The sequence below is a fragment of the Mucilaginibacter pocheonensis genome (assembly GCF_031456535.1).
GTDB lineage: Bacteria > Bacteroidota > Bacteroidia > Sphingobacteriales > Sphingobacteriaceae > Mucilaginibacter > Mucilaginibacter pocheonensis.
In genome coordinates, this window is sequence record NZ_JAVDUU010000001.1 from 1464302 (window position 1) to 1487821 (window position 23520).

At 40.8% G+C, this 23520-nt stretch carries 24 protein-coding genes; 20 read left to right on the top strand and 4 right to left on the bottom strand.

Features of this window, described 5'->3' with window-relative positions; translation table 11 throughout:
- The first annotated feature begins 37 nt into the window (after positions 1-37).
- The 19 genes from J2W55_RS06125 (at position 38) to J2W55_RS06215 (ending at position 16940) form a co-directional block, all read left to right on the top strand.
- Complete coding sequence (locus J2W55_RS06125) at positions 38-1744, top strand: tetratricopeptide repeat protein (RefSeq protein WP_310093130.1); 1707 nt, start codon at positions 38-40, stop codon at positions 1742-1744.
- Between the two features lie 31 nt (positions 1745-1775).
- The gene (locus J2W55_RS06130) at positions 1776-2348 is read left to right on the top strand and encodes a Crp/Fnr family transcriptional regulator (RefSeq protein ID WP_310093132.1); all 573 of its coding nucleotides are present in this window, start codon (positions 1776-1778) and stop codon (positions 2346-2348) included.
- 125 nt (positions 2349-2473) lie between these two features.
- On the top strand, positions 2474-3007 hold the full coding sequence (locus tag J2W55_RS06135; RefSeq protein WP_310093134.1) for a YceI family protein: 534 nt from the start codon (positions 2474-2476) through the stop codon (positions 3005-3007).
- An 11-nt stretch (positions 3008-3018) separates the two neighbouring features.
- Positions 3019-3237, top strand: a complete 219-nt coding sequence (locus J2W55_RS06140; protein WP_310093135.1) for a tautomerase family protein — start codon at positions 3019-3021, stop codon at positions 3235-3237.
- Between the two features lie 4 nt (positions 3238-3241).
- Positions 3242-3976, top strand: coding sequence for an SDR family NAD(P)-dependent oxidoreductase (locus tag J2W55_RS06145; RefSeq protein WP_310093137.1), 735 nt, complete (start codon positions 3242-3244; stop codon positions 3974-3976).
- A 68-nt stretch (positions 3977-4044) separates the two neighbouring features.
- Complete coding sequence (locus J2W55_RS06150; RefSeq protein WP_310093139.1) at positions 4045-4425, top strand: nuclear transport factor 2 family protein; 381 nt, start codon at positions 4045-4047, stop codon at positions 4423-4425.
- Between the two features lie 9 nt (positions 4426-4434).
- Entirely contained in the window at positions 4435-5520 is a 1086-nt protein-coding gene (locus J2W55_RS06155) for an NAD(P)H-dependent flavin oxidoreductase (protein WP_310093141.1), read from the top strand.
- Between the two features lie 249 nt (positions 5521-5769).
- The gene (locus tag J2W55_RS06160; RefSeq protein ID WP_310093143.1) at positions 5770-6657 is read left to right on the top strand and encodes a dienelactone hydrolase family protein; all 888 of its coding nucleotides are present in this window, start codon (positions 5770-5772) and stop codon (positions 6655-6657) included.
- Between the two features lie 241 nt (positions 6658-6898).
- Complete coding sequence (locus tag J2W55_RS06165) at positions 6899-7144, top strand: hypothetical protein (RefSeq protein ID WP_310093145.1); 246 nt, start codon at positions 6899-6901, stop codon at positions 7142-7144.
- Positions 7145-7452: 308 nt separating this feature from the next.
- Positions 7453-7932, top strand: a complete 480-nt coding sequence (locus tag J2W55_RS06170) for an organic hydroperoxide resistance protein (RefSeq protein WP_310093148.1) — start codon at positions 7453-7455, stop codon at positions 7930-7932.
- A 77-nt stretch (positions 7933-8009) separates the two neighbouring features.
- Entirely contained in the window at positions 8010-8171 is a 162-nt protein-coding gene (locus J2W55_RS06175; RefSeq protein WP_310093150.1) for a hypothetical protein, read from the top strand.
- Between the two features lie 153 nt (positions 8172-8324).
- Complete coding sequence (locus J2W55_RS06180; RefSeq protein ID WP_310093151.1) at positions 8325-9344, top strand: sensor histidine kinase; 1020 nt, start codon at positions 8325-8327, stop codon at positions 9342-9344.
- Positions 9325-10086: a LytR/AlgR family response regulator transcription factor gene (locus tag J2W55_RS06185; RefSeq protein WP_310093153.1), complete on the top strand. Its 762-nt coding sequence runs from the start codon at positions 9325-9327 to the stop codon at positions 10084-10086. The genes J2W55_RS06180 and J2W55_RS06185 overlap by 20 nt, the downstream gene beginning before the upstream one ends.
- Positions 10087-10226: 140 nt before the next feature.
- A complete protein-coding gene (locus J2W55_RS06190) occupies positions 10227-11273 on the top strand; it encodes an alpha/beta fold hydrolase (RefSeq protein ID WP_310093155.1) in 1047 nt (348 codons plus the stop codon).
- A gap of 122 nt (positions 11274-11395) precedes the next feature.
- On the top strand, positions 11396-12190 hold the full coding sequence (locus J2W55_RS06195) for a DUF1223 domain-containing protein (RefSeq protein ID WP_310093159.1): 795 nt from the start codon (positions 11396-11398) through the stop codon (positions 12188-12190).
- A 188-nt stretch (positions 12191-12378) separates the two neighbouring features.
- Positions 12379-15102: a carboxypeptidase-like regulatory domain-containing protein gene (locus J2W55_RS06200; RefSeq protein WP_310093160.1), complete on the top strand. Its 2724-nt coding sequence runs from the start codon at positions 12379-12381 to the stop codon at positions 15100-15102.
- Positions 15103-15274: 172 nt separating this feature from the next.
- Positions 15275-15451 carry a BF3379 family histone-like protein gene (locus tag J2W55_RS06205; protein ID WP_310093161.1) on the top strand — a complete coding sequence of 59 codons (177 nt, stop codon included), beginning with the start codon at positions 15275-15277 and terminating at the stop codon, positions 15449-15451.
- Between the two features lie 259 nt (positions 15452-15710).
- The gene (locus J2W55_RS06210; RefSeq protein WP_310093162.1) at positions 15711-16652 is read left to right on the top strand and encodes a DUF6268 family outer membrane beta-barrel protein; all 942 of its coding nucleotides are present in this window, start codon (positions 15711-15713) and stop codon (positions 16650-16652) included.
- 66 nt (positions 16653-16718) lie between these two features.
- Complete coding sequence (locus J2W55_RS06215) at positions 16719-16940, top strand: hypothetical protein (RefSeq protein WP_310093164.1); 222 nt, start codon at positions 16719-16721, stop codon at positions 16938-16940.
- A gap of 81 nt (positions 16941-17021) precedes the next feature.
- On the opposite strand, the gene J2W55_RS06220 is transcribed toward J2W55_RS06215, so the two are convergent.
- The 4 genes from J2W55_RS06220 to J2W55_RS06235 all read right to left on the bottom strand — a co-directional run bounded on the left by J2W55_RS06220 (position 17022) and on the right by J2W55_RS06235 (position 20703).
- Positions 17022-18248 (bottom strand): RNA polymerase sigma factor, encoded by a 1227-nt coding sequence (locus J2W55_RS06220; protein WP_310093166.1) that lies wholly within the window; start codon positions 18246-18248, stop codon positions 17022-17024.
- 47 nt (positions 18249-18295) lie between these two features.
- Entirely contained in the window at positions 18296-18649 is a 354-nt protein-coding gene (locus J2W55_RS06225) for a YciI family protein (RefSeq protein ID WP_310093168.1), read from the bottom strand.
- Between the two features lie 171 nt (positions 18650-18820).
- Positions 18821-19561 carry a LytR/AlgR family response regulator transcription factor gene (locus tag J2W55_RS06230; RefSeq protein ID WP_310093170.1) on the bottom strand — a complete coding sequence of 247 codons (741 nt, stop codon included), beginning with the start codon at positions 19559-19561 and terminating at the stop codon, positions 18821-18823.
- Between the two features lie 17 nt (positions 19562-19578).
- Entirely contained in the window at positions 19579-20703 is a 1125-nt protein-coding gene (locus tag J2W55_RS06235; RefSeq protein WP_310093171.1) for a sensor histidine kinase, read from the bottom strand.
- 257 nt (positions 20704-20960) lie between these two features.
- Between J2W55_RS06235 and J2W55_RS06240 the strand changes: the two genes are divergently transcribed.
- Entirely contained in the window at positions 20961-23429 is a 2469-nt protein-coding gene (locus J2W55_RS06240; protein ID WP_310093172.1) for a TonB-dependent receptor domain-containing protein, read from the top strand.
- The last annotated feature ends 91 nt before the right edge of the window (positions 23430-23520 follow it).

A 23520-nucleotide genomic window follows, 5' to 3' on the forward strand; every position in this document is an offset into this window, starting at 1 on the left:
TTTAAATAATTTGTAAATTAGTCTCAAATAACCGATCATGAAAAAAGCACTGCTCTCGTTGGTCATTATTTGGGTATTTACCGGTGCCGTGAAAAACAATCCTTCGCAGTATTTACTGGCACCCGGTTACAACGTGGCGGTTTGCGGCGGTGTAGATTATCCCTTGATACGCCCCGGACCTAACGGCAAATTCATCTCTATTATGCCGGGCGTTGGTCATCATCATTACCGCATTCATACCTCATCTGACAGTGCCCAGCATTATTTTGACCAGGGGCTTTCTTTTTATTACGGCTATCATTTTTCTGAGGCACTTGCATCCTTTAAAGAAGCTGCCCGCTTTGACCGTAACTGCACCATGGCCTATTGGGGGCAGGCGCTGGCATTAGGCCCTTTTTATAATAATTACAATTACCAAATGAGTAAAGAAGTGCCGGGTGTACTGCTGGCCCTGCAAAAAGCCAACACGGGTACTGATGCCAGGGAAAATGACCTGTTCAATGCCATGCAGCAACGTTATTCGTCTGACTTCACCAACGCCGACCGCAAGGAGCTCGACCTGCGCTATGCTGCTGCTATGCGCAAGCTGTCAAGTAAATATCCGGCAGATCCGGATATCAAAGCGCTTTATATTGATGCCGGGATGTTGTGTCATAAATGGGACTTCTGGCATACAGACGGTAGCCCTCAGCCCTGGACACCTGAACTGGTAGCAAATGCAGAAGCCCTGCTGAAAACTGATCCGAAAAATCCGGCGGCTATTCATTACTATATCCATCTTACAGAAGCCTCCCGCACGCCGGAGCGCTCGCTCGCTTATGCAGATCGGTTAAAAGATTTAATGCCGGGTGTAGCTCACATGGTGCATATGGCTACCCATGCATATCAACGCGGTGGCCTTTTTGCCAAGGGCGTAACCGTTAATGAAGAGGCTTACCGGGTTTTTCGCAGCGAAGACTCCATTACGTTATTGCATTTGAGCAAAAGCATCCCGATCCATTTTTTTGCCGTACAATCCTATTGCGCTATGAACGCGGGTATGTATGCCAAGGGTATGCCACTTTATCTGCGCGCCAGGGATAGCATTATTGCGATGAAACCCATATTTGCTAAAGAACCCTATGCACAGTTTGTGTATATGACCCCTGTTATGGCTTGGGTGCGTTTGGGTAAATGGGAAGAGATCCTGCAGGCGCCCAAACCAGATTTAAGCTGGAAATACGCGCTTATAATTGATGATTTTGCTAAAGGAATAGCGCAAGTGCGTCAACACAATATTACCGCTGCCAGGGAATTCCTGACAGATCTGAAAACTCAACTGACCGACAGCTTACTGGCTGTTCGCCGGCCTCCGTATAATCAACCCAAACAATCCGGCCAGGTAGCCGCGGCTATTCTGACCGGCGAAATTTTTTATGCCGAGGGAAAAACGGAGGCAGCCATTAATGCCCTAAAGGAAGCCGTGAGTGAAGAAGACCGGCTGATATACCGCGAACCGCAGGAATGGCTGATCCCTGCAAGGCAATATCTGGGATATTACCTGCTCAAACTTAACAAAGTCCCCGAAGCCGAGAAAGTTTATCAAGCCGACCTGGTTGCCAATCCCGGTAACGGCTGGTCGCTGATCGGGTTATATCAAACAGCCAAAGCACAGCGGTTATCAGGTGCCGCAGCCCGATACCGGTCGCGCTATCGCCAGGCCTTCGCAACTGCAGATAAGCTGCCCGTGGCTTCCGTATTTTAATAGAGGAAATTTATAAAGTTCATAACCACACATGAAGCCCGAAGAGATACTAAAACAACATATCGCCAAAATCATTACGCTCACCGATGATGAATTTGCCTATCTCTTTTCGCATTTTAAATATCAATCCTTTAAAAAAGGCCAGGCTATTATTACTACAGGTGATGCAGTTAATTATGAATACTTTGTGTTATCAGGATGCTTAAAGTCATTTTACATTAATGATGACCTGAAGATGTTTATCCTGCAATTTGCCATGCCAACCTGGTGGACATCGGATTTTAACGCGTTGTATAGTGGGGCAAAAGCAACAATTAATGTTGATTGTATCACAGATTCGGAAGTGCTTTATATTTCCAATGAAAACCGCGAAAAGGTTTGTAAAGAACTGCATCAGATTGAACATTTCTTTCGCTGGCGTACCAACAAAGGTTATGTAGCCGCTCAAAAAAGATTATTATCCTTTATGAACAATGACGCGAAAGCAAGATACGAGGAACTGCTGCACCAGTATCCCGAACTATACAATATCGTCCCTAAACACATGATAGCCGCTTATTTAGGCGTATCAAGAGAAACATTGAGCAGGCTTTACCATGCTTGAAATGTGATGTACATCACATAAATAACACCTTAAACAGAATGTGATGTACATCACGCAATGACCCCGTATTTCCTGCCGTACTTTGTACTGTCGATCAATGGTGATTGATATAAAATACAAAGAAAATGGAAACTAAAAATTTTGAAATTGTAAGCGCACAAAGCAATATAAACTGGACCGGTCGTAAAGTTACCGGCGCGCACAATGGCACCATCGCCGTTAAAGAAGGTACACTGACCTTTACTGGTGATAAAATAACCGGTGGTAAATTTGTTATTGATACTACCTCCATAAAAATACTCGACGTTACCGATCCAGCCACTAACGCGCAGTTTGCGGGTCATTTGGCATCAGCCGATTTCTTTTCTTCTGAAAAATTCCCCGAAGCCATATTTGAGATCATTTCTGTTAACGGTAACCATATTGAAGGCAACCTGACTATCAAAGGGATCACTCATTCAATAGGCTTTGATGCGGTAGTTAACACAAACGGCGATACTGTAAATGCATCGGGCAGAATAGTAGTTGATCGTACCAAATATGAAATGAGGTTCCGTTCAGGTAATTTTTTTAAAGATCTGGGCGATACACTGATCTATAATGATTTTGAACTGGATGTAAATATCACCGCGATAGCTGAAGTATCAGCCATTGCCTAAAAATTAAAGCCATGCCATACGTAAAAATAGAAATAACACGCGAAGGTGTTACACGCGAACAAAAGCAAACGCTGATAAAAGGTGTTACCGATCTGATCACCGACACCTTAAATAAAGATCCTAATTTAACTCATGTAGTAATACAGGAAATTGATCTTGACGATTGGGGCTTTGCAGGTGAACAGGTATCAGTATTAAGAGAAAAGGGCATTACAGCCGATAAAAAATAAAACAATGAAAAAGCAAACAATAATAATAACCGGCGCCTCATCAGGAATTGGATTTGGAATAGCCAAATACTTCCTTGAACACGGCGATAATGTGGTCATCAATTCATCAGGTGATGATAAGCTATATAAAGCCTTTGAAGAACTGGGAGCAGGTGAAAACCTGGCTTTAGTTGCCGGTAGTGTAAGCGATAAAAATACAGGAATAAAATTGGTTGAAAAGGCCATTGAAAAATTTGGTTCAGCAGATGTGCTGATAAACAACGCCGGCATATTTGAAACCAAACCATTTTTAGAAGTAGATGAAGCCTACCTTGACAAGTTTTTGAATACTAATCTGAAGGGCACATATTTTACTACCCAGGCAGTTATTCCGCAAATGTTAAAACAGCAGGATGGTGTTGTCATCAATATTGGCACACCGCTGGTAAATCACGCTTTAGGTGGAGCACCCTCTACAGCGCCAATATCAAGCAAGGGAGCTATACATGCACTTACCATTCAACTGGCTGCTGAATTTGGCAAGCAAAATATCCGGGTTAATACCATTGCCCCGGGCGTTATCCGTACACCTATGCATGGTGATGATGCTGACGAAAGTGCAGGCCTTCATTTGGTAAACCGTGTGGGTGAAGTAGATGATATAGCGCAAATTGTTTATACCGTTGCCAAAAGTAACTTTATTAACGGGGCCATTATTAATGTGGACGGCGGCATGGCGGCCGGACACAACCTAAACTAATAAGAGATTTATTAAACGCTATTGTGCTTTGCATTACTGCAGGGCATAATAGCATAATATTAAACAAAATGGAAACTAATAAGCAAGATTCAGCAACTATCAGGCAGGCGCTTGAGGATTATTATTTTAAAGGTATTTATGAGGGCGACATCGATGTTCTGGGTAACATTTTTAACAAAGGCACACTGTTATTTGGAGATGTGAAAGGGCAGCCTTATGCCAAAACATTAGATCAATACCTGGATGGGGTCGCGCATCGCCAAAGCCCTAAAGACTCAGGGAAGCCATTTAAGGGAACAATTTTGGCAATAGATGTGGTTAACTCTATCGCTGTAGCCAAAGTACATGTTAAAATGTACGAATTTAATTATGACGAATTTTTATCTTTCCATAAGATAAGCGGCAAGTGGGTTATCGTTAATAAAATGATCAGCGATGTAGCTGAATAAAACTTTTTTATGTGGTATAATACGAAAGCGACAGAAATACTTGGTATTCAATATCCTATACTGCAGGGGCCATTTGGCGGCAATCTCTCTACCGTTCAACTGGTTTCTACAGTATCAAACATGGGCGGGCTCGGTGGCTATGGTGCGTATACATTAAGTCCAGATGAGATTTTTGAAGTAGATAAACAGATCAAAGCTGCAACTGATAAACCTTATAATATAAACTTATGGGTATCAGACCATGATAATGCCGACGAAATAATTTCGGAGGAAGGATATGGGCAAACCAGGCAACTATTCCAGCCATATTTTAATGAGTTAGGTATTCCTTTTCCTGATAAACCAGCGCCTTTTAAATCAAGGTTTGAAAACCAGGTACAGGTAATATTGGATGTAAAACCAAAAGTGTTCAGCTTTATGTTCGGTGTGCTGTCTGCAGATATTTTGGAACAATGCAAAAGGCTCGGTATCGTAACGGTTGGCGCTGCCACTACTCTGGATGAAGCCATAGTGCTGGAAAATTCAGGTGCAGATATGATCATCGCATCTGGTTTTGAAGCGGGCGGGCACCGGCCGTCCTTTCTGGCACCAGCAGAAACATCTACTACCGGCACATTTGCCCTGGTGCAATTGATCAGGGAAAAGGTAAAAACCCCAGTCATTGCAGCTGGTGGCATTGCCAATAGCAAAGGCGTTGCCGCCGCATTGGCCCTGGGCGCAAGCGCCGCTCAAATTGGTACCGCGTTTTTAGCTACAGATGAATCGAACGCTTTACCCATTCACCGGAAAATGTTATTTAGCAATGCGGCAAACCACACAACACTATCGCGTGCCTTTACCGGCAGATTAGGCCGTGGCATTACCAGCCGGATAGCTAAAGAAACCGTGGGTAAGGAAAAACAAATATTACCGTTTCCTTTGCAAACTACTTTGATGTCATCGCTCAGGAAGGCGGCTATTGAGCAGCAAAAATGGGATATGATCTTGTTTTGGAGCGGGCAAATAGCACCGATACTAAAACACACCAGGGCTAAAGAGCTAATGCAGTCAATTATCCAGGAAACTACTTCATATTTTAATGATCTGAAATCATGATCATGTGGGTGGTGTGTAACAGATAATGTGCGGGAGAAATTCTGCTAAAAACAACCTGTTAATTTTAAGGTTTATCTAAAGTTGAAAGTGTTGCTTCGCCTGTTGAAAGTATCTCGTTGCAAAATAGGTTGTACATTGTCTTGATCACGCAGTATTTGTTGTTAAAATTTTGAGGTAACGAGACTGTTACAGGCCGAACGGGAAGTCAATTGCTGGGAATAATTAAATTTGATTGAAACCTCTACTCATATGAGCCAAATTAGTAAAGAAGACGTTAAACAAGAAGTGTTTGACCTGTATGACGACTACGCACATAGCCGGATTGATCGTCGCGCATTTGTGCAAAAGTTATCTGTTTATGCGGTTGGCGGTTTAACCGTGTCAGCGCTAATGAGCTTTCTGATGCCCGATTACCAGGGAAATGTTCAAATTAAACCAGATGATCCCCGCTTAAAATCCACATATATCAATTATTCATCTCCAAAAGGCGGTGGAACGATCAAGGCGTTACTGTCAGAGCCTGCTGATGCGAAAAATAAGCTCGGCGGTATAGTGGTAGTTCATGAAAACCGGGGTTTGAATCCGTACATTGAAGATGTGGCAAGAAGAGCCGCGCTGGCTGGATTTATTACAATTGCACCCGATGCCCTGACTCCTTTGGGCGGTTATCCCGGTAATGATGACGAAGGGCGTACCATGCAAAGCAAACGGGACAAAGGAGAGATGGAGGAAGATTTTATAGCTGCCTATGAGTACCTAAAAAACCATAAAGACTGTAATGGTAAAGTTGGGGTGGTAGGTTTTTGCTTTGGCGGCGGTATAGCAAATATGATGGCTGTGCGCATCCCGGACCTGGCTGCAGCTGTCCCTTTTTACGGTAGTCAGCCGGCTATTGCTGATGTTCCTAAAATTAAAGCGCCCCTGCTGCTGCATTACGCGGCGCTGGATACTCGGATCAACGAAGGCTGGCCACCTTATGAGGCGGCTTTAAAAGAACACGGAAAAAAATACCAGGCTTTTATTTATGAGAACGTAAACCACGGTTTTCATAATAACACTACGCCACGTTACGATAAAGCCGCTGCAGAACTTGCCTGGAAACGGACCATTGATTTTTTCAATGACCATTTGAAGTAATTTTAAATCTGTTGTTTTGAAATGTGTTATTAATGAAATGTGCTCTTAAACAGGTATTTAATGCATCTTAAAACGGGTGGCTCGTCATGCCAAATATGTATAAGTTTTCCAAACCCGATGATTACTCTGTTGTTATACAGATAAGTTGGATTTAATTACCGGAGCATCTATCGTATAACCCGGTTTGTGTGCCTCAAACTAATACAGGAACTAAACTTATCTTTTACTAAAAAGTAATATCATGATCGATCCAAAAGATACAACACCTGCTGACAAAGACGGGAAATATGAATTTCAGATCAATTATTCAGAACGGGAACTGACCTGCCGGGTAGAAAAAGAACAAAACAAGCTGCACGTTTTTATTGATAATAATATGAATGCAGAGCTTGAAATACAACCAGACGGAAAGGTTATACAAACCGGGGGTACAGATCTGCCTGAGTCTACCATTGTTTTTATCAAAAAACGCATTTTAGAGAGCTAAGGGATATTAGATTCTTGCTTGTCCTCAAAAAGACTAACTGTCAGCCACCTGGACAAACGCCTTTAGCTTCTTATTTCCAATCTTCCTGCTTTATTACTGCTTATCTGCGTACGGGTACCTGCCTGTGCGGCCGATGCTTATCGGTGAGATCGGTACATCTATAACCAGCCAAAAATATCCATAATCATATTCAGCATAGTCAATGTCTAATTCAGGATGAGGTTTGTCCGCTTAACATAGTTAGTGATTGAGATAAGCCTGTTATGATGGTAATTTTGAGGAAACAAATAACAATAAAAAGTAAAAAAATGGAAAATAATGTAATTGGAGTATCTCCGGTGAATACCATCAAAGTTGTTGACGATATCACAAAAAATCAACTCGAAAAAGTATTATATACTGCCAAAGTACACACCACAGGCGGTCGTGAAGGCGTTTCGCGCAGTTCAGATGGCCATCTTGATGTTAAACACTCGGCTCCCGGCTCTAATGGCGCGGGCACAAATCCTGAGCAGCTTTTTGCTGCTGGTTGGTCAGCATGTTTTGAAGGAGCTATTGGGAATGCAGGCCGCAAAATGAAGGTTGCTGTTCCCGCTGACCTGGCCATTGATGCCGAAGTGGACCTCGGCATAACCAGTGGTGCTTATTTTCTTCAGGCTCGCCTTAACGTAAGTTTGCCAGGTCTGGATCGCGAAGTAGCGCAGGAATTGATAGAAGCCGCACACCAAACTTGTCCGTATTCTAAGCTGACACGTGGCAATATAAACGTTGTGATTAATTTGGTTTAAAACCCGATAAATGGTAAAAGGGCCTGCCAATATTAATTGGCAGGCCCTTTTATTAAAATAATAATAATTAAAATGCCATGAACAAATTAAGTAAATACAATCAATGCAAGTTCCTGATAGGATTTGTGTCATTGTTTTCAATGTCATTGCTTTCAAGGGCGCCTTTTGAAAATAACCCGCAAAACTGTGAAATGATCAGTGTTGTAAAAAGAAGGAAAAAGGCGAATTGGCAGGAGTAACTTGTGGTTACTAAAAATAAGCAAAAAGTAAAACACTCGTACTTTTGCCATAACTTAGCAAAATAACTTAATTGACAAGCAACCTTAAAATTTGAAATAAAAGGTATTTTAACCTGGCTCATCATTGGTTTATAAACCAATATCTCAAATGAAATGAAAAGTACTACCTTTAAAGTCTCTCCTGCAGTTATATGGATCAGTTCAATTTTCCTGGGTTTGCTGTCTTCCCTTCCGCAGATTGCGGAGCGCCATTTTAATGCCGCGGAGGCCAGTGTAAACGCGGCGATTACCTCACTGTTTGCTTTGGCAATGTGGTATTATAATATTTATACCCTGCCAAAAAGTTATAAAAAAAACGATAATGGCACCATCTCTTACTATCGTTTGGTAAGCAGCCTTTTGGTAGGTATGGCGGTTATGCTGGGTTTAGCCTCGTTGCAGCAATTAATATTGTCGCATATTAATTTTGGCCCAGTAATGTTAATGGTTGAGGTAAGGGGCATACTTATCAATCTTATTTTTTATATGTTCCTGCACCTGGTATATCAAAATTACAGGAACCAGCAGGTTAACATAGCGTTGGAACGTACCACTGCAGCTAACCTGGGCGCGCAATATGAACTGCTTAAACAGCAGATCAATCCTCACTTTTTGTTTAATAGCCTCAATACGCTAAAGTCAATGGTAGAAACGGAAGACAAACATTCAGTAGATTTTATTCTGAAGCTTGCCAACTTTTATCGTTTTACATTGGAAAGCCGTAAGTTAGATCTCGTCCATCTGTCAGAAGAACTGGAAATTGTAGATGCTTACATCTTTTTGCTGAAAGCAAGGTTTGAGGATGGCTTTACTTTTACCAATACCATTGACAACAAGTATCTGGGCACGCTTATTCCACCGTTTACTTTGCAGTTATTAATCGAAAACTGTATTAAACACAACATTGTGTCATTGGAGCACCCGTTACACATTATGCTTTATGTGGAAGATGATAATATAGTTGTAGAAAACCAGCTGCAACCAAAAAGAAATGAAGAATCTTCATTGGGTGTCGGCCTTAAAAATATCAGTATGAGGTATGGCCATCTGATTGATAAGCAAACGGAGATCATTACAACCGATAAAACCTTTAAAATTAAACTCCCGCTGATATATGAATATCATCATAATTGAAGACGAGCTGAAAGCGGCCAGATCGCTTGAAAACATTATAACCGAAGTAAGGCCACAGGCCAAAGTAATAGCAAAGCTTCAAAGTATTGAAAGCTCATTGAAGTATCTTTCTGAAAACCGGCAGCCAGATGTAATGTTTATGGATATTCAGCTTTCAGACGGCTTATGTTTTGAGATCTTTAAATCTGTTAAGATAGCCTGTCCCGTCATCTTCTGCACAGCATTTGACGAATACTCCCTGGAAGCGTTTAAAGCCAACGGTGTGGATTATGTGCTTAAGCCGTTTTCAAAAAGCGATATAGCTGACGCATTTAAAAAGGTTGATGAACTGCGGAATTTCTTTCAGCAAAGCATCATGCCCGACCTCACCGGCTTATTATCCCAAATTACTCCGCCATCCGGAAAAAAGAGCTTCCTTGTGTTTAAGAATAATAAATATATTACCATAGCTACCAATAATATAGCCTTTTTTTACATCAGGAACGAATTATCTACCATAATGAGTTTTGATCAGCAGGAATATATCGTTAACCAATCGCTTGATCAGATCAGCAGCCAGTTGTCACCAGATCAGTTTTTTAGATTAAACAGGCAGTACATCGTTAACTTTAGCGCTATAAAAGAGGTGGAACATTATTTTATGCGGAAGCTATTTGTAAAGCTGGTTATTCCCACGCCAGACAAATTGCTGATCAATAAGGAAAAGGCCCCGGTTTTTTTAAACTGGCTTGAAAACCGGTAAATTACGTTTACGCGTTAGTTTGTTCGGCATTTAAAGTGTCTAACTCGCAAACCAAAATGTCCGGTTAACCTCTATAGTACTGTTATCGAGTTGATGAAAGAGATAAGTTTGAGCATTATAAAACTTAAAACAATCATCAAATGAAAAATCAATTCAAATTTAACCATCACCGTTTTTTAGGCATTGCAGCTATAATCATTGCACTTATTCAGTTTGGGATATTTGGCAATGCTAATGCGCAATCAACAACAGAAAAACCATCAACTGCCAACGCGGTTAAAAGCGGTGCCAATACATCATTAGGCCCAATAAAACAGATCAATGCAGGCGTTCTTAATATTGGTTATGCAGAAGTAGGTCCGGCTAATGGCCGCGTTGTTATTTTACTGCATGGCTGGCCTTATGACATTTACAGCTTTGCTGATGTAGCACCTTTGCTGGCATCAAAAGGTTATCGCGTAATTATTCCTTACCTGCGCGGTTTTGGCACAACCCGTTTTCTATCTAACGAAACTCCGCGAAATGGTCAGCAATCGGCGCTTGCGGCTGATGTTATAGCCCTGATGGATGCCCTCAAAATTGAAAAAGCCACTTTGGCTGGTTTTGACTGGGGAGCACGTACCGCTGATATCGTAGCGGCACTTTGGCCAGAACGTTGCGAGGCCCTGGTTTCGGTGAGCGGTTATTTGATCGTTAACAGGGTGGCCAACCAACAGCCATTACCGCCACAGGCAGAACTTGGATGGTGGTACCAATATTATTTTTCTACAGAGCGCGGCAAGCTTGGTTACAGTGAAAATCGTCACGATTTTAATAAACTGATCTGGAAACTTGCTTCACCAAAATGGGATTTTGACGATGTTACATTTGACCGGACCGCTGCCTCATTCAACAATCCAGATCATGTGGCCATTGTTATCGATAATTATCGCTGGAGATTGGGCCTGTCTGCAGGCGAATCAAAATATGACGAGCTGGAAAAACGCCTTGCTGCAGGCCCGGTCATTACGGTACCCACCATTACCATTTCGAGCGATTTTGACGGCGCGGCTGCAGATGGTAAAATGTATGCTAAGAAATTCTCAGGTAAGTATTCACATATCATTCTGAAAGGTATCGGTCATGATGTACCTCAGGAAGCCCCGCAGGCCTTTGCCGATGCCATCGTTACAGTTGACAGTTATTGACCGGTAAAAATACCGACCGCTATAAACAACTATTTAAACTATGATTATGTCCGGTTCAGCCTTTTTTAACTCATCAGGCGGCAATAGCCGGCATATTTTTGAGATAATTAAAACAGAAAAATATGAAGTCCATTAAATTTTTAACAATCAGTACCGGTCTTATACTTTTGGCATTCGCAATTAAAGCGTTTGCAAATCATAAAGTAACGCAGGCAAAAAATAATAGTCAGATAGCAAATGGAAAGGGATTTGCGCTGGTTGAATTGTTTACTTCAGAAGGCTGCTCAAGCTGCCCGCCGGCTGATGCTCTTTTAGCCCGGATCCAAAAAGAGACAAAAGACAAACCCGTTTATATTTTGGCTTACCACGTTGATTATTGGAATCACCAGGGATGGAAGGATGTTTTCAGCAGCGCCGAATATACCAATCGTCAAAGAGCATATAGCCATTTTCTTAATGCCTCCATTTATACGCCCCAGGTTGTTGTTAATGGAAGATCGGAATATGTTGGATCAGACGAGCCCGCACTGCGTAGTGCTATAACCGGAGCATTAGTAACCGCACCTGTGGCCAGCGTAACCTTGCTGGCACAACAAAATGGTGATAAACTTACAGTGAATTACGAAGTAAGCGGAACAACCAACACAGGTCAGTTACTGATTGCTATTGTACAAAAGAACGCCGTCAGTAAAATACAAGGTGGTGAAAATGAGGGCCGGACATTAGCTCACGCGCAAATAGTACGCGGATTACAAATGTTAAATATAACGCCAGAGAAAAAAGGCGCCGGTATTATTAAATTGCCGAAAGGTTTTGATTCGGAAAGCTGGGAAGTGGTAGGTTTTATTCAAGATAAAGCAAGCGGCGAAATATTAACGGCAACCAAAGCCATATTTAATAAACCGCCCCGCGCTTAAGCGACTCGAAAATTGTCTGGTTGAAACAGTAAAGTCAAATTCCCCTTAAATCTTTGTGAGTTAAGGGGAATTTTCATTTCCGGATATTTATTGAGGAATATAATTTATAATTATATTTAGCATATCCTAAATCTTAAACAGATCGAATAATAAAGGTGTTATTGTGAGCTGTTTTTAACACTAAACCTATGTTTAATAAACTTATTCCGGCCATTTTTGTAACCTTTTTTCTTTTAATAATTCTTCCGGCGTTTATTACGGCTGATGATCCCATTGACAAAATAGCTGCATCATTAACTAACTGGACAAAAAACTCCCCACAGGAAAAAGTATACCTGCATATGGATAAACCTTATTATTCACTGGGCGATACCATTTGGTTCAAAGCATATGTAACCGTTGGAAGCAGGCACCAGTTATCGGCATTAAGCGGCGCTTTGTATGTGGACCTGATCACTGAAAAAGATTCTGTTGAAAAAACTATTAAGTTACCGGTTATAGCAGGCACAGCCAAAGGTGATTTTATATTGAGCGATACACTGGCAGACGGCAATTATCGCATTCGTGCCTACACACAATGGATGCGCAATGCAGGAAGCGATTATTTCTTTGACCGCACATTTACTGTAATTAAAGGATTTGATAATGACGTGAACGCTAAAGTTAATTATCAGTATAAAATAACTGGTAACAAGCCGGTGGTTACAGCAATGCTTAATTATAAAGACAAGGATGGTAATCCTTTTGCTGAACAGGAAGTGAATTATGAAATAGTTATCAATAAAAAAATCATTGAAAGTAAAAAGGTAAAGACCGATACCCGCGGAGATATAAGTATTGATATACCAAACGGCGAGCAACCGGGTGGATATATCCAAACCACCATCCAAACAGCAGATAAGAAGAGAATAAACAACATATTTGCTATAAAGGCCGCACTCTCGCATAGCGACATACAATTTTTTCCGGAAGGTGGGAGCCTGGTTAACGGGATCAGTTCGCGTGTTGCTTTTAAAGCTGTTGGAATTAACGGGACTGGTGTTGCTGTGAAAGGAGTGATCACGGATAATACGAATCGGGAGATAGCCAGTTTTAAAAGCGCTTTTGCAGGGATAGGGCGGTTCAATTTTATACCCGAAGCCGGGAAAAGTTATACAGCTAAAATTACCTATCCGGATGGCTCCGAAACCAGGGTTGATCTACCTAAAAGTCTGGATGCGGGTTATGTACTGGCCGTATACAATGATCCCGAGAGTGATACCCTGCTGGTGAGGATCAATGCGCCGGCCCAATTATATCAAGCCGCTCCAATGGTTAATCTGGTTGCACAATCAGGCGGCGAAATGCTTTATGCTTCGCAAGTAAAAATAAACAGGCCCGCTACCTCGGTTTATATTCCTAAAAAAGACTTTCCTACAGGTATAGCGCAGTATACCCTGTTCAATAATAATGGAGAACCGCTTAATGAAAGAATAGCCTTTATCAGAGCTAACGATCAAATGCGGATTAAAATAAACACGGCCAGGCAAAGTTACAAGGCAAGGGAAAAGGTTGAGATAGAAGCAGAAGCAGATGACAGCTCAGGCAAACCGGTTGTTGGCAGTTTTTCGGTGTCAGTTATAGATGAAAGTAAAGTTCCGGTAAACGAAACAGATGAAAGCACCATATTATCAAATATTTTACTGACAGCCGACCTGAAGGGTTACATCGAAAAGCCAAATTATTACTTCACAAAACAAAATGAGGAAGTAAACGAGGCATTGGATAACCTAATGCTTACACAGGGGTACCGGAGATTTGTATGGAAGGATATACTTACCGGCCAGACGGCAACACCCAGGTATAAAGCAGAAAAAGTTAATACCACGATATCAGGAAAGCTATTAAGCCTTGGTAATAAACCTGTACCAAATGGAAAAGTTACGTTGTTTTCCTTAAAGAACAACATATTGCTGGATACCATAACCGATGCTGATGGAAGGTTTAGTTTTAATAAGCTGATACTGCCTGACAGCGTAAAATTCACTGTGCAGGGCAGAACACCCAAAAACGGTACCCATGTTCAGGTAATAATGGATAAGGCATCGGTACAGGGGATGACACTTAATAAAAACATTGGCGATATAAATACCGATATAACGGAAAGTAAAAAGGAATTTATTGCCAACAGTACCAGGCAAGCCGGGCAACTGCAGAAGCTTGGAAAACTAAACCGCGTGCAACAATTAAAAGGGGTAAATATTAAGGGCAAAAAGCCGCAAAGCCAATTTGCCGCACAGGGAATGTTTACGGTACCGGCCGGGCATGCCGATCAAACTTATGTTCTTGAAAATCCGGAAAATTGCTCATCGCTTGCTATGTGCTTACAAGGCAGGCTGCAGGGCGTAACTTTTAGCGTGTATAAAAATGTTATGAACTGGCCTTTTACAAATGATGGCGGATCTTCGGTAGCTATGCGTGTTATACTTAATGGGCAAAATATTGATAACCCTGACGAAGCATCCGATATACTTAATGGCAATACCGTTGACCCTATGGACGTTGCCAGGATAGAGGTTGTAAGAACCAGCAGGGCAATGATATCATATTTGGGAGGCGCCTCTTTACTTATAGTTACTAAAAATGGGGTGCGCAGCTCTTACCGTCCCGAAATTGCAAACGTTTCGCCAAGGGGGTTTAATTATGTTAAAGAGTTCTATGCGCCCCGTTATGATTCGCCTAAAAACGATTCGCAGTTAGCAGATCTGCGTTCAACCATTTACTGGAACCCCAATATAAAAACTACGACCGAAGGTAAAGTGAAATTTGATTTTTTTAATGCTGATGATAAAGGGACCTATAAAGTGGTGATTGAAGGCATTAATGCGGCAGGCGAACTTGGAAGGCAGGTTTACCGATACAAAGTAGAGTAGGTGCATTGGGGGTATAAATAATTATAATTAAAGGGCAAATCCCGGTTATTCTGATTTGTCCTTTTTTTTGATTTTAATCAAATTATTGCGCTCCGGTTTACTTATTTATTGCCCAGGCAGATTCAAATGCTATATTTGCGACTTCTAAAAACACATTTATTTAATTTTTATCATGGAAAATTTTCAAAAAGTAAAAGAACTGATCGCGGCAGCAGAACAAGATGCACAAGCATTTTATGATAAGGGCAATAAAGCTGCCGGCACCCGTTTACGTAATGCTATGCAACAATTAAAAACAATTGCTACTGATATTCGTAAAGAAGTAACTGAAAAGAAAAACGCTGCTTAATAATTAACAGAACTATTTTTAAACAAAAAACAAAGAGCCCGGTCATTGACCGGGCTCTTTGTTTTTGTAGTTGATGATCTTCCGCCAATTGTATCTGTCGCTCATTATTGATGCCTGCCAAATATGTTTTAAAGCATCGGGCAAATAAATTATTTGACGTCCCCAAGCATTTAAAAATAATTTCAAAGAGGGTAAGGGTAAACCATTCTTAACGTGTTTCAAAGGAAAATTAATAAAAATAATAACCTCACAACACATTATGAAAACAGGAATTTTGTATTTGATCGTAATAGCTTTAATTTCTTTTGAATTATCAGCACAGGCACAACAAAACACACCGGTGCAACAAAGCGCGCCTTCACCGGCAACCCCGCAATTAGGTTCGTTCCAAACCGATTATAATTATTCGCCATTTACCTACAAAGGCAGGAAAATGAATATACAACAGGTAAATGGAACATTAACTTTTCCGTTAATTAATAAACTAAATGATGGTAAGCTTGATTTTTTGCTGGTAGGCGCGGGTTACAGCGGGCTATTTCTTTCGGGTATGGGTACGCAGTTCGGAGAAACAAAGTTTCACACGATCTCGGTACCGGTCACTTTCCAAAAGTCGTTTTCGCCTAAATACGCGCTGATCGCTTCATTTATACCAGCAATTTCATCTGATTTGAAAGATATATCCGGCGATGATATGCTTTATACAGGTGCCGTTATGCTAAAGATCAGAAAATCGGCAAATTTTAGCTATTCAATAGGGACCGCTTTTTCAAAGCAGTTTTTTGGAACCCTGTTGGTGCCTGTGATAGGTGTTGACTGGAATATTAATGACAAACTGAGCTTTACCGGCACACTACCTGTTTCTGAAAAATTAAACTACCAACTATCAGCCAAAAACGCTATTGGCATGAGCATCGATTTTGGTATAGGAGGGGGATCTTACAGGTTGTCAAAAAAAATGGATTCAGATTATTTACAAGTGCAGCAGTTTAAAAGCAGCTTATATTATGAGTACAAACTCGCGAAAAGCTTTTCTGTAACGGTAAGCGCCGGATATAACTTTACGCAGAAGCTGGACCTGTACTCAAAAGATCAAAAAGTGAACTGGGTTCCCTTTAATGATCTGAATAAAAGGGTTCCTTTAACCGAGTTAAAGAAAACAGGGGTGGCCTTGCAAACCGGCATTAACTATAGGTTTTAAATGAATTGCTGATATTCAGTGCAATAGAGCAAAATGATGATAAAGCAAAAATATTCAACAAAAATAATGATCAGTAAAATGGTTGAGGTTTTTAAAACGGATGTTAAGGATAAAAATCTGTCGGTGCAGCTTGTCCGCAAACTAAAAAAATACTTTCCCGAAAGTTATATAAACTTTGACCTTGATGATTGCGACCATATTTTGCGGGTTGAGGGCGAAAACATATCCGTACAAAGCGTTATCCTGCTGATGAAGAATTTTGGTTACAGGTGCGAGGTGCTTTTATAAATTACCTCATACTTAGCTAACAGGGGAGGTGTTTTACCTCCTCTGTTTGTGGTTTACACGCTATTACAAAAATATATGCGTTTACAACAATTCAATTTTCTTTTGTATTATCTGTTTATCGGCTGGTGACCGGGCTATATGTAATGCTTTTTTAAAATTCAGTTTGGCTTGTTCATTGTCAATGCCGGTATACAATTCGCCAAGCAGGGTAAAATAAAACTGGTTATCAGTTAGTTTAAGTTTTTCTGCCTCAATTATTGCTTCTTTTTTGCCATTGGCTTTTGACAGGGCATAGGTTCTGTTCAATGCAGCTATAGGCGAGTATGCAATTTGCAGTAAATGATTATATAACTGAAGTACGTTTTCCCACTTTTCTTTAGTGTCGGCTTTTTGGGTATTCCAGTAAGCGATGGTGGCTTCTATATGATATTTTGAAAGCCTGTTGCCGGTGGTTGCACATTTTAAAAAATAACCACCCTTACTAATCAGGTCAGCATCCCAAAGGGTTATGTCCTGATCGTCATATAAAATATGTTCACCATTTTTGCCCATACGCGCTTCAAATCTGGAGGCGTGAAAACACATGAGCGAAAGCAACGCGTTTACCTGTGGCTTGTTGGTTTCGTTGTTTTCAATAAGCATATGGCATAGCCTCATGGCTTCAAAGCATAATTCTTTACGCAGTATCTGGTTTTGGCTTACTGAATAGTATCCTTCGCTAAACAGCAGGTAAATGGTTGTTAATACATTGTCAAGCCTTTCTTCTATCTCTGCCGGGCCCGGAAACCCGATCTTGATTTTTTCATTCCTGATCTTTTCTTTTGCCCTGAACAGGCGTTTATTGATGTTCTCCTTATTGGTGACAAAAGCATCGGCAATTTCATCAATACCAAAACCACAAAGTATGCGCAGGGACAAACCTATCTGTGCTTCGGGCGAAATAGCGGGATGGCAAATGGCAAACATCATTTGCAACTGACTATCATTAATGTTTTGTGGCGAAAGGTCAATGTCCGGTTCGTCAAATTCGGGTGTGCCGTTTTTTATTTCAGGCGAAACCTTACTCTCAAAAACGGTATGGCGTTGCAGATGATTTTTTGCTTTGTTTTTAGCCACATTATAAAGCCACGCGGTGGGGTCTGGAGGAATCCCTTTAAAGCTCCAGCTTTGTGCCGCTGCAAGAAAAGTATCGCTGGTGATGTCTTCGGCCGTTTCCATCTGGTCAAATCCAAAACGGCGACAAAGTACAGCTACTATCTTCCTGTATTCGGTTCTGAATAAATGTGGTATCAATTCTTGTTTTTCCATAATAAAAAGCCCCCTGTAGCATAATGTAACACACAGGGGGCTTGTTTTTAATGGGTGTTATCGCGCTTTGCAATCCTCCTTACCTCTACACTATTGCCGTCTCCCTGTAAAACGGGGCAACCTTTTGCAAATTCCACGGCTTCTTCCACAGAATCTGCTTTAACAATAATATACCCGCCAATTGTCTCTTTGATCTCGCCAAAAGGGCCGTTGGTAACCACATTGTTATGCCGCACCACTTTGGCATCATCAAAATATAGTCCGTTGCCTACAGTAAACTTGTTCTGTGCGGCAATGCCACCTATCCAGTCCATAGTTTGTTTCATCCAAATCTCGATCTGCTCAGGCGAAGCTATCTTAGTACCGTCTTCATGCCTGAAAATTAAAATAAACTCGTCCATTGTTTTAAATTTTAATTGCTATTAAATATATGAATTACACCTCCATATCAAGTGATATAAAACGTATTGGACATCAACTTCAAAAAAAATGAATTTTATAAGTAATAAAATTAGCTACGCTGTTTGAGTAGCCGGCATCAGGGTCATTTTGCGCGATAGGGTGAAAAACAACTAAGAAAGTTTTATTTTATCCCATAACTTACTTTCAACTACCCGGGCTATAACCTGCTCGCGGTAATTTCGGCTAATGGGTATTTGGTGGCTTTGCATAAATATAGCGTTACCCTCAATGCCGTCAATTTTATTTATCGAAACTATGTAAGATTTATGCACCCGTATAAAAGATCTGCTGTTTAAATTTTGTTCCAGGCTTTTTAAGTTTAACAGGGTAATGTATTTACCCTTGCTGGTAAAAATGGTCACATAATTTTGCATTCCCTCAACATAAAGGATATCGTCAAAGTATATTTTTTCATATTTGTTGCCGCATTTGATAAAAAAATAATCAGCGTCTGATACATCTTTTTGCTGGTTGGTCAAAACGGAGTTGGTAAGGAGCCGGTGGTAATCTTTTGCCTTGTTGGCCGATTTAAAAAAACGGTCAAATGTGATGGGCTTCAAAAGATAATCCAATACATTTAATTGAAAGCTTTCGAGCGCGTAACTTGGGTAGGCTGACGTGATAACCACCATGGGCGGGTTTTTAACGATTTTTAAAAAATCGATACCATTCATTTTAGGCATTTGTATGTCCAGGAATATCAGATCTACCCGGTGTTGGTCAAGCAGTTTTATCAGCTCAAGCGGATTTTCACATGTTCCTGTCAAATGTAAAAAATCAACTTCCCGTACATAATTGGCCAGGCCTTCTCTTGCTAACGGTTCATCATCAATAATTACACAGTTGATCATTATATGTTATTTAGTATTCAGGCTATTTGCAGTTTTGACGGTAATCTCATCTCGGCCAATGTTAATTGCAGCCGTACTTCAAACCGGTTTGTACTATTTTGTATGTCCAGCACGTATTGTCCGGGGTATATCAGGTCGAGCCTTCTTTTTACATTTTTAAGGCCTATGCCACCATAATTTAATACTTCATTAACCTCCCCGGGCGATGTGCTGTTGGCAATAAAAAGGTGAAGTTGCTGCTGATCTGATGTCAGTTTGATATTGATCCAGTTTGAACCTCCCGTGTGTTTAGAAACATGCTTAAACGCGTTTTCAACAAAGGTCATTAGTATAAATGGCGCTATCTCTAAATGATCTGTAACCGGCTCATCCAGATCAAAAGTAACGTTCACATCATTGTTTTGCCTTAATTTTTCAAGCTCGATAAAATTTTCAAGATAAGCAAGCTCCTTGTTCAGCGAGATCTGCTGGTCGTTACATTCATATAACTGGTACCGCAGCAGTTCTGAAAATTTTGCGAGGGAAGCAGATGCCATATCGGGATTTTTGTGGATAAGGAAAAATATGGAGTTGATGCTGTTAAAAAGAAAATGCGGATTAAACTGATATTTCAGGAACTTAAGTTCGGTTTCCAGTTTCTCTTTTTCCAAAAGCTGCTGCCTTCTTTCTGTTTGTATCCAATTCTTGGTTAATTTGATGCTCATGGCAAGCGTCATACTGGCTACTGTTGACGGGAGTGAAGTGTTGTAGAAGTGAGAAAAATTGCCAGCCTCGGGCCCAAACATTTTTTTAACAGTACAACCCGCTAAAAAGGCGCTCAGGTAATAACCTGTGTTAATAAGCGAAGAAGCACAAACTATGGTTATAGCCAGGTAGATAATATATTCGGTTAACCTGTTTTTTTCAAGAAACCTCGGAATAAGGAAATAAAGATTAAAATACACCGCAAGCGCCTGGAAAATAACATAAGAAAGGATTTTTACGGAATAAGCAGAAAAAAACATGGAGCTGGCAGCTACCACAGGATTACCAACAGCCAGCAACCACCACATATAATGGTAAACACACCAAAAAGGAATATGGTATAGTTTATATTTAAACAACCAGCTTTTAGTTGATATGTTAGTAGATAAAGCGCTCATTACCTTTTATATATAATCTAAGATACATTATTGTATTTATTTGCGTGTGCTTTTTGTATAAGCTGCTTTAAATAATTGATTACCTGCGCCTGCCGGATGATAAGCGGTAATTACCTCCTTTAAAATAGCACGTTGTTGAGGTTTTGTTAAACTTTCCGCAGTTTATCAATTATATCAGGTCATTGGTCATACTTGTTTTTTTTAGTTTTTGGGTAGGTATTCCTTTGTAGTGTTAACACCGCAAATACTCAACCCATATGAAAACTCTTTGCATTAGCTTACTGCTGTTTTGCTCATTACAGCCAGGTTTTGCTCAAATATCGGGAAATATAACGACCAGCAATGGTCAGCCGCTTTCATTGGTCAGCGTGTTTTTGATGAAAAGTATCGATACATCCTTGATAAAAAGTATGCTGACTAACGAAAAGGGCGCGTACCGTTTTGAGGGTATTGCACCGGGAAGTTACATCATCAGGATAAGCAGTATGGGTTATCAAACATGGAATTCGCCGGCATTTAATATTGCAGCTAATCAACCGGTAAAAGATTTAGGAGTTACCGTGATGAATGAAACCACCCGGCAGTTAGGAGAGGTAGTAATAAGAGCCGATAAACCCTTGTATCAGCAAAGGAATGATGGCATGGTTGTAAATGTTGCTAATAGCGTACTAACCAAAGGGAGTTCGGCCCTGCAGGTTCTGGAAAGGTCGCCCGGGGTAGTTATTGACCATCGGAATAACGGGATCAATTTAAATGGAAAGAGCGGTGTTATGGTCATGATGGATGGCAAACTCATGCGTATACCAACAGACCAGGTGGTTAATATGTTAAGTGGAATGAGTGCCGACAATATTGACCGGATCGAATTACTGTCAACTCCTCCGGCGGGATATGATGCGGAGGGCAGCGCGGGACTGATCAATATAGTATCGAAAAAAAATAAAAAACAAGGAACGAGCGGCTCATTTACCCTAACGGGTGGGCAGGGATGGGGCGAAAAGGGCTCGGGCAGTGTAAATCTGGCAAGAAATGCAAAGAACATCAACCTGTTTGGCTCCTACACCTTTTCGCACGACCGTACTTATAGTAACATTTATATAACCAGCGCTCAATATATGCCTTTTTTAGGCGGCGATGGTTCCGTGGTTTTTACTACTGAGACTAAACGCGTGCAGGATGATCATAACGCGACATTTGGGGTCGACATAAAATTAACACCTAAAACAACTATCGGGGGCAACATAGCTTACAACAATAGTAATTCATCCGCGGCTAATTATAACCATGCCTTGTATAAAGTACTGCCCGACTCCTTACTAACCTATAACGGCTATATAACCGAGCAAAACCAATGGAATAGCCTGGTGGCTTCTGCTAATTTGGATAACACGTTAAGCGAGGGTGAGAAAATAAATGTTGACGCGGATTATATCCATTACAGCAATAACAACCCTACAGATGTGAAAAGCTCATTTGTTAATGAAAAAGGCGAGCAGGTGTACGCTAATAATAGCATTAATGAGCCGAGGCAAAGAGGGTTTGCCAATACTTCTATTAATGTAGGCGTAGCCAAAGTAGATTACAGTAAGCAATTTAATGACAAACTGAAGCTGGAAACCGGAATTAAAGGTACTTATACTACAAGCTCAAGCTCATCGGGGATTGAAAGTTTGGTAAACAGCAACTGGATTAAAAATACAGAAACGGCTAATAATATTTACATGAAAGAGGGGATAGGAGCCGCTTATGCGTCACTCAATGCCCGGCTTGACTCATCAACAAGTGTTACAATTGGATCGAGATATGAATATTCTTATACCAACATGGATGATCCGCATACCGGCAATAGCCTGATTAACCGCAAGCTCGGGGTATTATTTCCCAGTGTATTCTTTTCACGGAAACTTAATGCCGTGTCAGAATTGCAGTTGTCTTATTCAAAAAGGATCAGCCGGCCTACTTATAATGATCTGGCGTCTTACTTTGGCTACAGCGACCCTACAGCGGTTTATACGGGCAATCCTTTTTTAAAACCAACTATTACCAGCAATATCAAATTAGGATATAATTACCACGATTACTCGTTCTCCCTGCTTTTTAGCCGCGACAAAGATCTCATCGCCCGATACCAGTTAAGTACAGGCCCCTCAAAGAACCTGCTGTATATTTCCCCGCAAAACCTTAACTATCAAAACAATTTAACATTCCAGGCTAATTTACCCTTTAAAATAAACAACTGGTGGGATATGAACTACAGTTTTACCGGGGGGCTCAGCCAGTTTAAAGGGGATGGCTATACCATCTATCCGTTTAAAAAATCATATTTTATTTATTCACTTAATTTTAGCGAATCCTTCAAACTACCACAACAATGGTCTTTCGAACTTTCGGGATGGTATAATTCACAATCATATAACGCCACCATTAAGGTAGACGGCTTTGGTTCCTTAAACGCGGGTATTAAAAAAGAGCTGAAAAATAATAACGGCAGTTTTCAGCTTTCTGTTTCCGACATATTGAGGACGGTACGCATACACGTTTATTATGGCACCTTAACCCAGGAAGCGTTTTCCATAAAAAGTAATGTAGATGTGCAAACAGAATCCGCCAAATTTCCCATTATAAAACTTACCTACTCCAGGTCATTTGGTAATACCCGTGCCACGGGCCGCAATAAACAGGATGGCCAGGCCCGGGACGAGCGGGACAGGATCAGAACTAATTAAGTTCAATGATTTTAAACTCTTTGGGTAACCGGGCATAATTGAAATATTTTTTTTGTACTGACATACTGCTGTCAATACCGGGGTTCATTTT

Excerpts from the sequence above, each read along its gene's own strand:
- J2W55_RS06125 (WP_310093130.1), top strand. The coding sequence starts at position 38 with ATGAAAAAAGCACTGCTCTCGTTGGTCATTATTTGGGTATTTACCGGT.
- J2W55_RS06130 (WP_310093132.1), top strand. The coding sequence starts at position 1,776 with ATGAAGCCCGAAGAGATACTAAAACAACATATCGCCAAAATCATTACG.
- J2W55_RS06135 (WP_310093134.1), top strand. The coding sequence starts at position 2,474 with ATGGAAACTAAAAATTTTGAAATTGTAAGCGCACAAAGCAATATAAAC.
- J2W55_RS06140 (WP_310093135.1), top strand. The coding sequence starts at position 3,019 with ATGCCATACGTAAAAATAGAAATAACACGCGAAGGTGTTACACGCGAA.
- J2W55_RS06145 (WP_310093137.1), top strand. The coding sequence starts at position 3,242 with ATGAAAAAGCAAACAATAATAATAACCGGCGCCTCATCAGGAATTGGA.
- J2W55_RS06150 (WP_310093139.1), top strand. The coding sequence starts at position 4,045 with ATGGAAACTAATAAGCAAGATTCAGCAACTATCAGGCAGGCGCTTGAG.
- J2W55_RS06155 (WP_310093141.1), top strand. The coding sequence starts at position 4,435 with ATGTGGTATAATACGAAAGCGACAGAAATACTTGGTATTCAATATCCT.
- J2W55_RS06160 (WP_310093143.1), top strand. The coding sequence starts at position 5,770 with ATGAGCCAAATTAGTAAAGAAGACGTTAAACAAGAAGTGTTTGACCTG.
- J2W55_RS06165 (WP_310093145.1), top strand. The coding sequence starts at position 6,899 with ATGATCGATCCAAAAGATACAACACCTGCTGACAAAGACGGGAAATAT.
- J2W55_RS06170 (WP_310093148.1), top strand. The coding sequence starts at position 7,453 with ATGGAAAATAATGTAATTGGAGTATCTCCGGTGAATACCATCAAAGTT.
- J2W55_RS06175 (WP_310093150.1), top strand. The coding sequence starts at position 8,010 with ATGAACAAATTAAGTAAATACAATCAATGCAAGTTCCTGATAGGATTT.
- J2W55_RS06180 (WP_310093151.1), top strand. The coding sequence starts at position 8,325 with ATGAAAAGTACTACCTTTAAAGTCTCTCCTGCAGTTATATGGATCAGT.
- J2W55_RS06185 (WP_310093153.1), top strand. The coding sequence starts at position 9,325 with ATGAATATCATCATAATTGAAGACGAGCTGAAAGCGGCCAGATCGCTT.
- J2W55_RS06190 (WP_310093155.1), top strand. The coding sequence starts at position 10,227 with ATGAAAAATCAATTCAAATTTAACCATCACCGTTTTTTAGGCATTGCA.
- J2W55_RS06195 (WP_310093159.1), top strand. The coding sequence starts at position 11,396 with ATGAAGTCCATTAAATTTTTAACAATCAGTACCGGTCTTATACTTTTG.
- J2W55_RS06200 (WP_310093160.1), top strand. The coding sequence starts at position 12,379 with ATGTTTAATAAACTTATTCCGGCCATTTTTGTAACCTTTTTTCTTTTA.
- J2W55_RS06205 (WP_310093161.1), top strand. The coding sequence starts at position 15,275 with ATGGAAAATTTTCAAAAAGTAAAAGAACTGATCGCGGCAGCAGAACAA.
- J2W55_RS06210 (WP_310093162.1), top strand. The coding sequence starts at position 15,711 with ATGAAAACAGGAATTTTGTATTTGATCGTAATAGCTTTAATTTCTTTT.
- J2W55_RS06215 (WP_310093164.1), top strand. The coding sequence starts at position 16,719 with ATGATCAGTAAAATGGTTGAGGTTTTTAAAACGGATGTTAAGGATAAA.
- J2W55_RS06220 (WP_310093166.1), bottom strand. The coding sequence starts at position 18,248 with ATGGAAAAACAAGAATTGATACCACATTTATTCAGAACCGAATACAGG.
- J2W55_RS06225 (WP_310093168.1), bottom strand. The coding sequence starts at position 18,649 with ATGGACGAGTTTATTTTAATTTTCAGGCATGAAGACGGTACTAAGATA.
- J2W55_RS06230 (WP_310093170.1), bottom strand. The coding sequence starts at position 19,561 with ATGATCAACTGTGTAATTATTGATGATGAACCGTTAGCAAGAGAAGGC.
- J2W55_RS06235 (WP_310093171.1), bottom strand. The coding sequence starts at position 20,703 with ATGAGCGCTTTATCTACTAACATATCAACTAAAAGCTGGTTGTTTAAA.
- J2W55_RS06240 (WP_310093172.1), top strand. The coding sequence starts at position 20,961 with ATGAAAACTCTTTGCATTAGCTTACTGCTGTTTTGCTCATTACAGCCA.